The organism is Kocuria sp. LUK (assembly GCF_021012935.1).
In the GTDB taxonomy this organism is placed as follows: domain Bacteria; phylum Actinomycetota; class Actinomycetes; order Actinomycetales; family Micrococcaceae; genus Kocuria; species Kocuria flava.
In genome coordinates this window covers 322349-336715 of record NZ_JAJMZI010000002.1, presented here as the reverse complement: position 1 = coordinate 336715, position 14367 = coordinate 322349, and the positions used below count along the sequence as shown (strand labels likewise).

The 14367-nt window shown below is 74.4% G+C and carries 14 protein-coding genes; 4 read left to right on the top strand and 10 right to left on the bottom strand.

Going from position 1 to position 14367, the window contains the following annotated elements; genetic code table 11:
- Positions 1–34 precede the first annotated feature (34 nt).
- The 4 genes from LQU92_RS04325 (at position 35) to LQU92_RS04310 (ending at position 3949) form a co-directional block, all read left to right on the top strand.
- Complete coding sequence (locus tag LQU92_RS04325) at positions 35–691, top strand: DUF305 domain-containing protein (protein ID WP_230777633.1); 657 nt, start codon at positions 35–37, stop codon at positions 689–691.
- A 79-nt stretch (positions 692–770) separates the two neighbouring features.
- Positions 771–1046 carry an SHOCT domain-containing protein gene (locus tag LQU92_RS04320; RefSeq protein WP_058857648.1) on the top strand — a complete coding sequence of 92 codons (276 nt, stop codon included), beginning with the start codon at positions 771–773 and terminating at the stop codon, positions 1044–1046.
- Positions 1043–2530 (top strand): multicopper oxidase family protein, encoded by a 1488-nt coding sequence (locus LQU92_RS04315; RefSeq protein WP_230777630.1) that lies wholly within the window; start codon positions 1043–1045, stop codon positions 2528–2530. The genes LQU92_RS04320 and LQU92_RS04315 overlap by 4 nt, the downstream gene beginning before the upstream one ends.
- 87 nt (positions 2531–2617) lie before the next feature.
- Positions 2618–3949: an APC family permease gene (locus LQU92_RS04310; RefSeq protein WP_230777627.1), complete on the top strand. Its 1332-nt coding sequence runs from the start codon at positions 2618–2620 to the stop codon at positions 3947–3949.
- 67 nt (positions 3950–4016) lie between these two features.
- Here the strand turns inward: LQU92_RS04310 and LQU92_RS04305 are convergent, their stop codons facing one another.
- The 10 genes from LQU92_RS04305 to LQU92_RS04260 all read right to left on the bottom strand — a co-directional run bounded on the left by LQU92_RS04305 (position 4017) and on the right by LQU92_RS04260 (position 14316).
- Positions 4017–5438 (bottom strand): NADH-quinone oxidoreductase subunit N, encoded by a 1422-nt coding sequence (locus LQU92_RS04305; RefSeq protein ID WP_230777619.1) that lies wholly within the window; start codon positions 5436–5438, stop codon positions 4017–4019.
- A 15-nt stretch (positions 5439–5453) separates the two neighbouring features.
- Positions 5454–6944: a NuoM family protein gene (locus LQU92_RS04300; RefSeq protein WP_230777617.1), complete on the bottom strand. Its 1491-nt coding sequence runs from the start codon at positions 6942–6944 to the stop codon at positions 5454–5456.
- Positions 6945–6946: 2 nt separating this feature from the next.
- The gene (locus LQU92_RS04295) at positions 6947–8857 is read right to left on the bottom strand and encodes an NADH-quinone oxidoreductase subunit L (RefSeq protein ID WP_230777615.1); all 1911 of its coding nucleotides are present in this window, start codon (positions 8855–8857) and stop codon (positions 6947–6949) included.
- Complete coding sequence (locus tag LQU92_RS04290; protein WP_058874205.1) at positions 8854–9156, bottom strand: NADH-quinone oxidoreductase subunit K; 303 nt, start codon at positions 9154–9156, stop codon at positions 8854–8856. Before LQU92_RS04290 ends, LQU92_RS04295 begins: the two co-directional genes overlap by 4 nt.
- Complete coding sequence (locus tag LQU92_RS04285; protein WP_230777608.1) at positions 9153–9716, bottom strand: NADH-quinone oxidoreductase subunit J; 564 nt, start codon at positions 9714–9716, stop codon at positions 9153–9155. Before LQU92_RS04285 ends, LQU92_RS04290 begins: the two co-directional genes overlap by 4 nt.
- 3 nt (positions 9717–9719) lie before the next feature.
- The gene (locus LQU92_RS04280; RefSeq protein ID WP_230777606.1) at positions 9720–10655 is read right to left on the bottom strand and encodes a complex I subunit 1 family protein; all 936 of its coding nucleotides are present in this window, start codon (positions 10653–10655) and stop codon (positions 9720–9722) included.
- The gene (locus LQU92_RS04275) at positions 10648–11925 is read right to left on the bottom strand and encodes a hypothetical protein (protein ID WP_230777603.1); all 1278 of its coding nucleotides are present in this window, start codon (positions 11923–11925) and stop codon (positions 10648–10650) included. The genes LQU92_RS04280 and LQU92_RS04275 overlap by 8 nt, the downstream gene beginning before the upstream one ends.
- Positions 11916–12260 (bottom strand): NADH-quinone oxidoreductase subunit A, encoded by a 345-nt coding sequence (locus LQU92_RS04270; RefSeq protein WP_230777600.1) that lies wholly within the window; start codon positions 12258–12260, stop codon positions 11916–11918. The genes LQU92_RS04275 and LQU92_RS04270 overlap by 10 nt, the downstream gene beginning before the upstream one ends.
- Before the next feature lie 170 nt (positions 12261–12430).
- Positions 12431–12838 carry a four-helix bundle copper-binding protein gene (locus LQU92_RS04265; RefSeq protein ID WP_230777597.1) on the bottom strand — a complete coding sequence of 136 codons (408 nt, stop codon included), beginning with the start codon at positions 12836–12838 and terminating at the stop codon, positions 12431–12433.
- 194 nt (positions 12839–13032) lie between these two features.
- Complete coding sequence (locus LQU92_RS04260) at positions 13033–14316, bottom strand: MFS transporter (RefSeq protein WP_230777594.1); 1284 nt, start codon at positions 14314–14316, stop codon at positions 13033–13035.
- Positions 14317–14367 lie beyond the last annotated feature (51 nt).

The window sequence follows — 14367 nt, the reverse complement described above, 5'->3', positions numbered from 1 at the left end:
GACCCGAAGAGATCCCCGAGCAGAGAAGAAGGACATGACCCTCAAGCGTTCGACCACCCTGACCACCCTCGCCCTGGCCTCCGCCCTGGCCCTGGCGGGCTGCGCGGCCGGAGGGACCGAGGAGAGCACCGCCCCGGCGACCGAAACGCCCTCCGCCACCTCCTCGGCCACCGGTAGCGCGTCCGCCTCCGGCGAGCCGATCGCCGCCGAGCACAACGAGGCGGACGTGATGTTCGCGCAGATGATGATCCCCCACCACGAGCAGGCCGTGCAGATGAGCGAGATCCTGCTGGCCAAGGACCGGGTCCCGGAGGAGGTCCGCGACCTCGCCGAGCGGGTCAGGGACACGCAGGCACCGGAGATCGAGCGGATGAACGCGATGCTCGCCGCGTGGGAGGCCCCCGCCACCGCGGACCCCGACCAGGCCGGTCACGGCGGCCACGGCTCCGGCATGGTCGACGAGCAGGGCATGAACTGGCTGCGGGAGGCCGAGGAGGGCCCCGAGGCGGCCCGGCTGTACCTCGAGCAGATGACCGCCCACCACGAGGGCGCGGTCGAGATGGCCCGCGACCAGGTCGCCGACGGGCAGAACCCGCAGGCCGTCGCGCTCGCGGAGGACGTCGTCGCGGCCCAGGAGGCCGAGATCGACGAGATGGAGCAGATGCTCCGGCAGCTGCCGACGGGGTCCTGAGCCCCCGGCACCCGGGGGCCGCCGCGCCCGTGCGGCGGCCCCCGGAGGACGACGAGACGATCGACGAAGGAGGACCGTGATGATGTGGGGCAACGGCATGGGAGGCGGCATGGGCTGGGGCCTGCTGTTCTGGCTCCTGCTGATCGTGGGACTGGTCGTGCTGGTGTTCGTGCTGGTCAAGGCCTTCACCGGCGGACCGGGCGGCGGGACCCGGCAGGGCGGGACCGCCCCGCCGCCGACCGGCGCGGGACCGCGCCGGTCGCGGGAGATCCTCGAGGAGCGCTACGCCCGCGGGGAGATCAGCACTGAGGAGTACCGGGAGCGGCTGCGCACCCTGGAGGAGGGCGAGCGGTGAGCCCGCTGACCCGGCGGCAGCTGCTGGCCCTCGGTGCGGCCGGGGCCGGCGCCGCCGCCGCCGGCGGGGCCGGCCTGTGGTGGACCTCCGGCGGCGGCGAGGCCCTCGGCGGCGGCCGGGACCTGGTCCAGCCCGAGGTGCTGACCGGCCGGGACGGCGTCCTGGACCTGGCTCTGGAGGCCGCCCCCGCCCGCGTGCGGGTCGGGGCGCGTCAGGCGCACGTGCAGGCCTTCAACGGCTCGCTGCCCGGCCCCACCCTGCGGGTCCGCCCCGGGGACACGATCCGGGTGGCGATGACCAACGGCCTGGAGGCCCCCACGAACCTGCACGTGCACGGGCTGCACGTCTCCCCGGAGGACAACGGGGACAACCCCTTCGTCAGCATCGAGCCCGGGGGGTCCTTCGACTACGAGTTCGTCCTCCCGGACGACCACCCGCCCGGCACCTACTGGTACCACCCGCACCGGCACGGGCACGTGGCCGACCAGCTCGCCGCCGGCCTCTACGGGGCCATCGTCGTCGAGGACCCCGACCCCGTGCCCGTGGCCCGGGAACGGGTGCTGGTGGTCTCGGACCTCACCCTCGACGACTCCGGGAACCTGGCCGAGGTCTCCCCGCCGCAGCGGATGATGGGCCGGGAGGGCGAGACCGTGCTGGTCAACGGCCAGGTCCGGCCCCGGGCCGGCGCCGCCCCCGGGGAGCGGGAGCTGTGGCGGGTCGTCAACGCCTGCCCCTCCCGGTACCTGCGCCTGACCCTCGACGGCCAGAGGCTGCGGCTGCTCGGCCGCGACGTCGGCCGCCTGCCCGAGCCCGTCGAGCTCACCGACGTGACCCTGGCCCCCGGCAACCGGGTGGAGCTGCTCGTGGACACCCGTGAGGGCACGTCCGCGCTGACTGCGGCCCCCGTGGACCGCGGGAGCATGGACGGCATGATGGGCGGGGCGATGCCGGGTGACGGCCCCGGCACCGACGAGCCGATCGAGCTGCTCACCCTGGAGGTCGCCGGGGACCGGGTCGGGGATGCCGACCCCGTGCCCGCGGGCCCGGCGCTGCGGGACCTGCGCGAGGAGCCGGTCGCGGCCCGGCGCACCCTCGACTTCGCCATGGGCATGGGCGGGATGGGCGGGATGATGGGCAGCAGGCGAGGCCCCGGGCAGATGATGTCCTTCACGATCGACGGGCGGCCGTTCGACGCCGAGCGCACCGACCAGCGGGTCCGGGTGGGCACCGTGGAGGAGTGGACCCTGACGAACTCCAGCCCCATGGACCACCCGGTGCACCTGCACGTGTGGCCCATGCAGGTCGTGGCCGAGGAGGGCCGCGACGTCTCCGCCCCGAAGTGGCTGGACGTGGTCGACGTCCCGGCCTTCGGGGAGGTGACGGTCCGGGTGGCCTTCGACGACTTCGGCGGCCGCACCGTCTACCACTGCCACATCCTCGACCACGAGGACCTCGGCATGATGGGCACCGTCGAGGCCCGCTGACCACCGTGGGCCCGGCCCACCGACGCTGTCCGGACCACCCACCGCCGGGGCGCTCGCCGCCCCGGCAGGAAGGACGTGCACCTCCTCATGGACGACAGCACGCAGACGCAGCAGAAGCTCTCCCTGACCGGTTCCGTCGCCCTGGGGACGGGGGTGATGATCGGCGCGGGCATCTTCGCCCTCGTGGGGCAGGTCGCCGAGCTGGCCGGAGGCTGGGTGCCCTGGGCGTTCCTCGCCGGAGCCGTGGTCGTGGCGTTCAGCTCCTACTCCTACATCCGCTACTCGGCCACCAACCCGTCCGCCGGCGGGATCGCGATGCTGCTCAAGGCCGCCTACGGCCCCGGGGTGGTGGCCGGTTCGTTCTCCCTGTTCATGTACGTGTCGATGATCCTGGCCGAGTCCCTGCTGGGCCGCACCTTCGGCACCTACCTGCTGCGCCCCTTCGGCCTGCAGGGCTCCGCCGTGTGGGTGGCGGTGCTGGCGGTGGTCGCCATCGCGGCCGCCGCCCTGGTGAACCTGGTGGGCAACCGGTGGGTGGAGCGCTCCGCCACGGTGACCGCGGCGATCAAGATCGTGGGGATCGCCGTGCTGGCGGTCGCCGGCATCCTCGCCGCGGGGGTGTCATCCCTGGGCCGGCTGGTCACCGCCGCCGACCGCACCCCGCCGGAGGCGGGCTGGGCCGGCTTCCTGGCCGGGACCACCCTGTGCATCCTGGCGTACAAGGGCTTCACCACGATCACCAACCAGGGCGCCGACCTGCGGAACGCGGAGCGCAACATCGGCCGCTCCATCATGATCTCCATCGCCCTGTGCACGGTGCTCTACCTGCTGATCACCGTCGCGGTGACCGGCAGCCTGACCGTGCCGCAGATCGTCGAGGCCCGGGACTACGCCCTGGCCGAGGCGGCCGAGCCGATGTTCGGCGCCTGGGGCGTGCGGCTGACCGTGCTCATCGCCGTGGTCGCGACGCTGTCGGGGCTGATCGCGAGTCTGTTCTCGGTCTCGAAGCTCTACGACATGCTCCGCGACATGGGCCAGGCCCCCGGGCTGCCGGGGCAGGAGGGCCACCAGTCGCTCTACATCACCGCCGGGCTGGCGATCCTGATGGCCGCCTTCTTCGACCTGGGCCAGATCGCGGCCCTGGGCGCCATCCTGTACCTGGCCATGGACATCACCATCCACCTCGGCATCCTCCGCCACCTCCGGGACGACGTCGGGGCCCGGCCCTGGATCCCCTGGACCGCGATCGCCCTCGACGTCGCGGTCCTCGTGCCCTTCGTCCTGCTCAAGGCGCAGTCGGACCCGTTCACCCTGGTGGTCACCGCCGTGGTGGCCCTGGTCATCGTCGTGGCGCAGTGGTTCACCGTGCGGCACCGCTCCGACGAGGACGCGCGGCAGGACGAGCACGAGCAGCACTGACGGAGCGCCGCCCGGCCCGCCGGGCGCCGGGACGGGCCGCCGGGCGCCGTCCCGGGGTCCGGCGCACCTATCGGAGCAGGGGGCCGTCGAGGGCCGCCCACAGCAGACCGGCCAGGACGCCCAGCACCAGGCTCGCGCTCGCGGCAACCCCGGCGGTGACGGCCGGCCAGGCGGCCGCCCCGCCGCGGCGGGGGAACCCTTCGGCGTCCCGGTCCGGGCGGGCGAAGACGGGGGCGAACCAGCGCAGGTAGTAGAAGAGGCTGAGCACACTGTTGAGCACCACCACCAGGGCCAGCCAGCCGTGCCCGCCGTCCCAGGCCGCGGTGGCGGTGGTGAGCTTGCCGACGAACACGGCCAGCGGCGGGGTTCCCACCAGTCCCAGCAGCGCCACGAGCAGCGCCAGTCCGAGGCCCGGGCGGGAGCGGGCCAGGCCCCGGTAGGCGGCCAGCTCCCGGTGCTCGGGCAGTGCGGCGGTCACGGCGAACGCGGCGACGTTGGTGACGGCGTAGGCGGCGAGGTAGAACAGCAGCGAGGGCAGGGCGAGGTCGCTGCGCCCGGCCGCGGCCACGGGCACGAGCAGGAACCCGACCTGGGCCACCGTGGACCAGCCCAGCAGGCGGCGGGGATCGGTCTGCCAGTAGGCCGCGAGGTTGCCCAGGACCATCGAGGCCGTGGCGAGCAGCGCCGCGACGAGCAGCCAGGAGCCGTCCCCGGCGGAGACCGCGTCCACGAGCCGGTGCACGGCCACCAGCGCCCCCACCTTGGGCACGGTGGTGAGGAACGTGGCGGCGGTAGCCCCGCTGCCCTGGGCGGCGTCCGGCACCCAGAAGTGGAAGGGCACCCCGCCGGCCTTGAAGAGCAGCCCGGCGAGCACGCCCAGCACGCCCGCGCCCACGGCCGCGGACGGGGCGGTGGGCAGCGTCTCCCGGAGCAGGGCGTAGTCGGTGCCGCCGGCCAGGGCGTAGAGCACGGTGACCCCGAGCATGAGCAGGATCCCGGACAGCGCCCCCATGAGGTAGGTCTTCATCGCGGCCTCCGCCCCGGCGCGGCCGCCCGCGAGGCCGACGATCCCGTACAGGGGGATGCTGGCCAGCAGGAACCCCACGATCAGCACGAGCAGGTCGGCGGCCCCGGCCAGGACCATCACCCCGGTGGTGGCGAGGAGCAGCAGCGCACACGTGTCGGACTCCCGCGGGGACCCGGCGATCTCCCCGGAGGCCACGCCCAGGACCAGCAGGGTGGTCAGGGCGGCGATCACCCGGGCGGCCCCGGTGGCGGTGTCCACGGCGAAGGTGCCGCTGAAGGCGCTCTGCACGGGTCCCGTCATCGCGAGGGCGCCCAGGAGCGCGGCGCCCAGCAGGGCCAGGGCCGCGGCCGCGCGGGCGATCCACTGCCGGTCGCGGGGCAGGAACGATCCGCCCAGCAGCACCACCAGCGCGCCGAGGAACACGACGATCTCGGGCAGCAGCAGCTCGGGGCGCATCTGCATCGAGGCCTCCACCGGCTACCGTCCCACCAGGCCCACGAGGGCGGCCGAGGCCGGCTCGATCACCTCGAGCAGCGCCCGGGGCAGCACTCCGATGAGCAGGGACAGCGCCAGCAGGGGGCCGGCGGACCACAGCTCCGGCGCCCGGAGGTCCTCGAACCCGGGGGTGTGCCCGGCCGCGGGGCCGGTGAAGACCCGCTGCAGCGCCCGCAGGAACAGCGCGGCGGTGACCAGGATGCCCAGCAGGGCCACCGCGGTGACCGGGGCGACCGCCACGCTGCCGGCGAAGATCTGGAACTCGGCGATGAACCCGGAGAACCCGGGCAGGCCCAGGGACGCGAAGGCCCCCACCGCGAACAGCGCCGCGTAGCGCGGGGCGGGACCGGCCAGCCCGCCGTAGGAGCCCATGTCGTAGGTGCCGGCCCGGTCCTGCATCACCCCGGTGAGCAGGAACAGGGCGGCCGTGATCAGCCCGTGGCTGACCATCTGCACCACCGCGCCGGTGACCGCCACGGAACGGGCCTGGGCGGCGTCCTCGGCGAGGAGCCCGGCAGCGCCCAGGGCCAGGACGATGTAGCCCATGTGGTTGACGGAGGTGTAGGCGATCATCCGCTTGAGGTCCGTCTGGGCCAGGGCCACGAACGCCCCCCAGAGCACCGAGACGACGCCGACGGCCACGATCGCCCACGCCCACGCCCGCCACGCCTCGGGCAGGATCGGCATGGCGATGCGCACGAAGCCGTAGGTGCCCATCTTCAGCAGCACGCCCGCCAGCACGGCCGAGCCGGTGGCCGGGGCGTCGGTGTGCGCCGGGGGCAGCCAGGTGTGGAACGGCACGGTGGGGGTCTTCACGGCCAGGCCCACCAGGACCGCCGCGAGCACCAGCCCGCCGGTGAGCGGATCGCCCGCCAGGGGAGCCGCCGCGACGAGCTCGGGGATGTCGAACGTGTGCGGGGCCGCGGCCACGTAGAGCCCGATGAAGCCCAGCAGGAGGGCGAGGGAGCCCAGGAAGGTGTAGAGGAAGAACTTCAGCGCCGACCGGGCCGCGCTGCCGTGGCCCCATCCGGCGATCACGAAGTACATGCCCACGATGGACAGGTCGAAGAAGACGAAGAACAGGATGAGGTCGGCCGCCACGAACACCCCGAGGCTCACGCCCTGCAGGAACAGGAACAGCGCCGCCTGCACGCGCGGGCGGTCCGCGTCCCGCAGGGCGTGGACGGCGCAGGCCAGGAACACCACGGCCGTCATGGCCAGCAGCGGCAGGGAGAGCCCGTCCACGCCCACGTGGTAGCTGCTGTTGACACCCGGGATCCACGGCACCTGCTCCTCGAACGCCAGCCCGTTGGGTCCCGGGTCCTCGTAGCCGGCCCACAGCACACCGACGAGCAGCAGCTCCACGACGCTGACCACCACCCACGTCCACCGGGCGGCCGCGGGCCCGATCGCGGGGACCACGGCCAGGACGGCGGCGGCCAGCAGGGGCAGGAAGACGATCGAACTGAGCATGCTCATCCCAACACGGCGTGGACGGACCAGGCCACGACGCCGGCGGCGAGCACCGCGACGGCCTGGAGGAAGTACTGGTGGACGGCCCCGGTCTGCGGGGCCCGGGCCAGCTGCCCGGCCCGGCGGACCCGGCCGGCGAAGCCCTCCACGGCGCCGTCCACAACGCCGTCGTCGAGGCGGGCCGCGCCCCGGCCGGTCGCGGCGGCGGTGTGTGCGGTGGCCTCGACGCCGGCGTCGAGGACCCGGTCGTCGAACCGGGCCGCGGCCCGGGCCAGCCCGGGGACCGCGCCGGCGGCGGCGGTCACGGCACGGTCCAGGACGCGGTCGTCGAACCGGGCCAGCGCGTGCGCCAGGCCCAGCGCGGGGCGGACGACGACGGCGTGCGCGGCGGCCTCCAGGCCCAGCCACCGCACGGCCCAGCCCGGCTCGGGGGCGCGCAGGCGCAGCATCAGCAGCAGGACGACCAGGGCGAGCGCGGCCGAGATCAGCAGCTCGGCCGGCGAGACCTCGCCGTGCCCGCCCAGGGCCCCGGCGAGGGCCGAGCTGACCGGGGGCAGGGCGAGCACCCCGAGCACGGCCGCCCCGGCGGCGAGCACGAGAAGCGGGGCCTGCTCCAGCGCGCCCACGCGCCCGGTGCCGCCGTCCTGCACCTCGGCGCGGGCACCGCGGCGCCAGATCGTCCACAGGACCTTCCCCGCGTAGGCGGCCGACAGGGCCGAGGCCAGGAGTCCTCCGGCGTAGAGCAGGCCCGAGACCTCGAGGGCCCCGGCCAGCACCGCGTCCTTGGTGGCCCACAGGGACAGCGGGGCGATCCCGGCCAGGGCCAGCGCCCCCACGGTGGCGGTTCCGCCCACCACCCGCCACCGTCGGCCGGCCCCGCGCAGCGCCGTGAGCTCCTCGGTGCCCAGTGCGGTCAGCCACGCCCCGGCGGCCAGGAACAGCAGGGCCTTGGTGGAGGCGTGGGCCACCAGGTGCGCCGCGCCGCCGCTGACCGCGCCCACCCCGGCGGCCAGCACCACGAAGCCCAGCTGCGCCACCGTGGACGCCGCCAGCAGCTGCTTGAGCTCCCGCTGGGCCAGCGCCACGACCCCCATCAGCACGGCGGTCAGCACCCCGATCCACGCGGCGGCGGGGCCGGCCCACCCGGTGGAGGCCAGCAGCGGCTCCACGCGCAGCAGCAGGTAGCCGCCCATGGCCACCATGGCCGCCGAGTGCAGCAGCGCGCTCACCGGGCTGGGGCCCTTCATCGCCCCGGAGAGCCAGAACGAGAACGGCAGCTGCGCCGCCTTGCCCAGCGCCGCGACCAGGATCCCGGCCGCGATCACGTGCCGCCACGGGCTCTCGGCGGCCGGCAGGGCGGACAGGGCCATTCCGGCGCCGCCGGCCAGGGCGGCGCCGGCGGCGACGTAGAGCCCCAGGTCCGCGGTGCGGGTGGTGATGAACGCGGTGAGGCCGGCCGAGACGCGATCGGCGTCCCGCCACCAGAAGCCGATCAGGGCGTAGGAGGTCGCGCCCATCAGCTCCCAGGCGAACAGCAGCGCCGGCAGGCTCGCGGCCGTGACCGTGGCCAGGGCGGCGGCGGCGAAGATCAGCATCAGCCCGTGGAAGCGCGGCCGTGCCGCCCGGATGGTGCCGGCCGCGAAGACCAGGACCAGCAGCGTCACCCCTGCGACCATCGGCAGGGCGAGCGCCGCGAGGGCGTCGACCTCGAGCGCGAACTCGGCGCCGGCCACGAACGGGACGGACAGGGCGGGCCGGGCCAGGGCGGCGACCGCCGCGAGCACCGTGGTCACCGCGGCGGTGAGCACCGCGACCGGAGCGGCGGCCCGCTCCGCCCGGGTGAGGGCGAGCACCGCGCCCACGGCGGCCGGGAGCAGCAGCACGGCCGGCAGCACGGCCTGGGCCGCGGTCATCGGGCGAGCTCCTCGGCCATGTCGGTCATGTCGGTCTGCCGCCTGCGGTGGAGCAGCGTGGCCACGGCGAAGCCCATGGCCATCTCCACGGTCATGGCCGCCAGGACCACCAGCAGCAGCACCTGCCCGGAGGGGTCCGGGGCGAGGAACCACCAGAACCCCGCCGCGGCCAGGAGCACCCCGTTGATCATCAGCTCCAGGCCCATCATCACCATCACCACCACCTGCTGGGACAGGGCGCCGTAGAGCCCCACCGCGAACAGCGCGGCGGCCACGACCAGCACGGCCTCCAGGGTCATCGGCCCACACCTCCCGGCTGGGGGTCGTCGGCGGGACGGCGGCGCAGGTCGTCACCGAACCGGTCGTAGCGGGTGCGGTGGGCGGCCAGGACCACCCCGGCCACGATGGTCGCCACCATCACCGGGCCCACCACGGCCATCACCAGCATCTTCTCGCCCATGATCTCCAGGCCCAGCGCGTGCGTGAGGTCCTCGGGCGGGGCACCGCGCCGCTGCGGCCACGGGATCAGCAGGGCGCCGGCGGCCAGCAGCACGAAGACCCCGGCCGAGGCGCCGATCGCGGTCTTCTTCCCGTGGGTCATGTCCATGGGCATCAGTGCCGGGTTCATGCCCATGAACATCACCATGTAGACCGCCATCACGGCCATCTCCATCACCATCATGAGGATCGTGATGATCCCCAGGTAGCTCTGGCCCAGCAGCAGGATCTGCACGCCCACGGCGATGAAGGACAGCGCCAGGGCGTAGGTGGCCCGGGCCATGGAGTCCACCACGAACACGGCCGCCCCCGCGGCCACGGCCACCACGGCGAGCACCCAGAACACGATTCCGACCAGCACCGCTCAGCCCTTCCAGACGACGACGAGGGAGACGACCAGGTCCTGGAGCACGGCGGCCGGGAGCAGGACCACCCACCCGATCTCCATGAACCGGTCCGGGCGCAGCAGCGGGAGCTTCCGCCGCAGCCACACGAGCACCGCCAGCACCGCCACGGTCTTCACCAGGACCCACGCCCAGCCGGGCAGGACCGGTCCGGCGCCGCCGCCCAGGAAGAGCGGCACCGAGAAGGCCGCGCCGGCAGTCAGGAACAGGTAGCGCCCGGCCTGCAGCACCAGACGGTCGACCCCCGAGAGCTCGGCCAGCACACCGCCGCCGATGTCGGCGGCCAGCGCCGGGGCGAAGGGCCCCCACACGGAGAAGCCCGTCACGCCGACGAGGAAGACGAGGAACGCCACCGGCATCCAGACCACGAACCACAGTCCGTCCTGCGCGGCCGCGACGTCCCCCACGGCCAGGCTCCCGGCGGCGATCGCGGGGGCCACCAGCGCGAACATCAGCGGCAGCTCGTAGGCCAGCCCGTGGGCCAGGAAGCGGTAGCCGCCCACCAGGCCGTGGGCGGAGTTCGCGCCCCAGCCGGCCAGCCAGACCAGCGCCCAGACCATGACGTCCACGGTGTTGAACCACACGACGCCGACGTCCAGGTCCGCCAGCGTCCACCGGCCCAGCGGGAGCACCGCGACCATCAGGAACGCCCCGACCAGCATGCCCGCGCCACCGACCCGCCACAGCAGGGTGTCCGCGGCCACGGTGGTCCGGCGTCGCTGCCGCAGCAGCCGCGCCGTGCGGCTCAGCGGAGCACCCCACCCACCGCCGGTACCCTGCGCCCGGGCCGTGAGCGCCGCGTCCAGGGCACCGGCGAAGACGGCCAGCCCGCACAGGAGGATCCCCGCCAGCACGGCCCATCCGCCGGGGACGGTCGTCACCACGCTCTCAGGCACGCCCCACCTCCTGGACGGCAGGGTGCGGCTCGAGGTCCAGGCTCGCCACGGCCAGCCGCACGGAGGCCAGCTCCAGCCCGGTCACCAGCTCCGGCAGCACCGCCCACGGCACCGCGGCGTCCTCCACCGGGACCGGCTCCGCGCCGCCGGCCTCGGCCCGGATCCGTTCCACCCGGGCCAGCAGCCGGTCGTGGGCGTCCCCGAGGCAGCGCCGCGGCAAACCATGCTGCTCCAGGTCGGACGGGGCGAGCGGCAGCACGCCCCGCAGCGACCAGCGGAGCAGTCGTGATCTCCGGATCGTCCTGTGCAGCCGCTCGGCGGCGTCCCGGGCGGCGCCCTGATCGCCGTGCAGGAGGGCGTCCCGGGCGCGGCGGGCGCCGGCTGCCGCGTCCTCGGCCCCGGCCAGGGCCAGCAGCGCCACGACCCGGTCGCACCGGACCACCGCCGCCGGCGCGGGGCCGGGACTCGGTCCGCCTGCTCCGGCGCCGTCGTCCTCGTCGTCGCTCCCGCCGTCCACCACCGAGGCGTCGGCGTTGACCACGACATCCCCCTGCAGGGAGCAGCGCAGCACGAGCCCGGCCGGCCAGAACGGCAGCACGGGGCCGAGCGGGAGATGGAGCACGTCCATCTCCAGGCCGTCACGGTCCTCCCCGCCCTCGGCCAGAGGGATTCCCTCCGGGGCCATGTCCATCCCGCCGTGCCCGCCGTGGTCCATGTCCTCGTGGTCCATGTCCCCGTGGTCCGGGTCCTCGTGCTCCATCTCCCCATGGCCGGACCCCTCGTGGTCCATCCCCCCGTGGTCCGGCTCCTCGTGCTCCATCTCCCCATGGCCGGACCCCTTGTGGTCCATCCCCCCGTGGTCCATCCCGTCGTGCCCGCCGTGGTCCATGCCCCCGTGGTCCGGGTCCTCGGAGATCTCCGGACGCTGCGGCCGCTCCCGGGCGTCCGCGCGGTGATGATCGGTGTCGAGCAGGAGGGCTGCGGCGTCGTCGAGGGCGGACGCCACCGCCGACGATGAGGTGATGTCCGCACGCACGCGGGGGCCGGGCAGCTGCTCCCAGAGACGGTCCACGAGCTCCGCGAGCTCGGGTCCCGGCGTGCCGCACACGGCGAGCACGTCCGCGTCGGCCGGTGTCCGGGCCGGCCGCCACCCGCGGCGGAGCAGCTGCTGCTCCAGCTCCATGCGAGCGTCCCAGTGTCCCGGGACCTCGACGACGAGGACCGTCGTGGCCCGGACCGCGAAGCGGGCGAGGAGCTCGTTCAGACCCATCGGAAGGCTCCTTCCCGCCAGGCCCAGGCCACGGCGACGAGCAGGGCTCCGAGGAACAGGAACATCTCCACCACCGCGGAGATCCCCTTCTCGATCACGACCACCGCCCACGGGTACATGAACAGCATCTCGACGTCGAAGGCCAGGAACACGATCGAGGCGAGGTACCAGCGCACGTGGAACCGGGACAGCGCGTGCTCCTGCGGCGCCCACCCGGACTGCGCGGGCAGGACCCGCACGGGCTCGACCGCGATGCCGGACACCCGGTGGAGCACCCGCAGGAGCACGATGACGCCCATGGCCACCAGGGCCATGGCCACGATGCCGGAGTGCACGGCGATCTGCTCCTTCCCGCTGTCGGTGCGGCGTTCGTCGTTGACGCAGTTCCCGGGCCGACGGCTGTCCCGCTGACCGGACGGCAGCACTCCTCACCGGGACGCCCGCGGGGCGCTCCGTCCGCGAGCGCACCTCTCGGGCGTCCCGGTCCGTGCGGTGGCGGCCGGGCTCAGCCCAGCGAGGCGAGCAGGTCCGCGCAGGCCTGCTCGCAGCGACGGCATGCCTCGGCGCAGACCTTGCAGTGCTCGTGCATCTGCGCGTGCTGCTCGCACTCGTCGCCGCAGGACCGGCAGGCGGTCCGGCAGGCCTCGAGCACCGCCCGGGTGACCTCGGCGTTGTTGCCCGTCTGGCGGGAGAGCACGCTGCCGGTGCTCGCGCAGACGTCGGCGCAGTCCAGGTTCTTGCGGATGCAGGCGGTCAGCTCCGCGACCGAGTCCTCGGCCAGGCACGCGTCGGCGCAGGCCGTGCAGGTCTGGGCGCACTCGAAACAGGCGGCGATGCACGCGGCCAGCTTCTGCTCGTCGATGGTCTCCAGGTCCTTGGGGTAGGTCTTCAGCATCGAGCTCACGTGGGTCATGGTTCGCTCCTTCGTCCGATCGGTCGTCCGTCGTGCGATCCGGTGGACCGGCCGGAGCCGGCCCGCCGTGGCATCGACAGTAGCCTGTCGTTCGGAGCGCACGGAAGGCACCGGCGATGAAGGTTCCGTGAAGATGCCCGGCCTCTGCGCTGCGGCGCACGCCCCGCCGTGACGGGCCCCGGCCCGCGCGGTCCTCAGCCGCGCGACGCCGCGGCCGCCGGCGGGTGGGGCTCGTACATCCGCACCGCCACGACCAGCGCGGAGGCCGCACTGACGGCCGCGGCGGCCCAGACGGCCGCGTGCAGCCCGAGCAGGTCCGCCACGATCCCGCCGAGCACCGCCCCGACGGCGTAGCCCAGGTCGCGCCAGACCCGGTAGACGCCCACGGCTCGGCCGCGCCACGCGGGGTGGGCGACGTCCCCGACGACGGCCAGCAGGGTCGGGTAGACCATCGCCGTGCCGGCCCCCAGCAGGACCGTGCCCGCCGCCCAGCCGGCGAAGCCGTCGCCGAGCGCGATGACGGCGAGCGCGGCCGCCTGGGTCGCCATCCCGGCGGTGACCAGGTGCTTGCGCCCGATCCGGTCGGACAGCGCCCCGGTGACCAGCTGGCCCGCACCCCATACCCCGGGGTAGAGGGCGAACAGCAGGCCGATCTCGCCCACGCCCAGGTCGGCGGTCGCGAACAGCAGGGGGAACAGGCCCCAGGAGAGCCCGAAGTTGAGGTTGTTCACCAGCCCCGCCTGGCTCGCGGAGGACAGCGCGGGCTCCTTGAGGCCGGCCTGGAGGGCGACCTCGCGGTCGGTGAGCCCGGCGTGGAGGTGGTCGTGCAGGCCGTCGGCCCGCGGGACGTGCCCGGCGGCCTCCTGGTGGGCGTGGTCGCGGGTCTCCCGCACGAACACCCCCGACAGCAGCAGCGCCAGGGCGGTGTAGGCCAGCCCCAGCAGGAACGGGACCGGGCGCAGCCCGTACTGCTCGGCCAGGTATCCGGCCAGCAGGGAGGTCACGGCCACCGCCCCGTAGCCGGCGGCCTCGTTGAGCCCCATGGCCAGCCCGCGCCGGTCCGGGCCGACCAGGTCGATCTTCATCACCACGGTCGTGGACCAGGTCAGGCCCTGGTTGATCCCCAGCAGCACGTTCGCGGCCACCACCCACCACCAGTCCGGGGCCCAGATGAGCACCAGCGGCACCGGCACGGCGAAGAGCCAGCCCACCAGCAGCACCGGCTTGCGCCCCCACCGGTCGGAGAGGGTGCCGGCGAACCAGTTGGCGATCGCCTTGGTGACCCCGAACGCGGCGACGTAGGTGAAGACGAAGGTGTAGCCGGTGAGGCCGAACTCCTCCCCGGCCAGCAGCGGCAGCACGGTCTGCTGCTGGCCGACCATGCCGCCGACCAGGGCGTTGACGGCCACGAGGAGGGTGAACTGGGCGGCGTTGGCACGCAGTCCCAGCTGCGGGGTTCTCGGCTGCGGGTCGGGCACGGGGCTGCTCCTCCGCTCCCCACCGGGTGGGGAGCTTGCTCTGCATGTTCC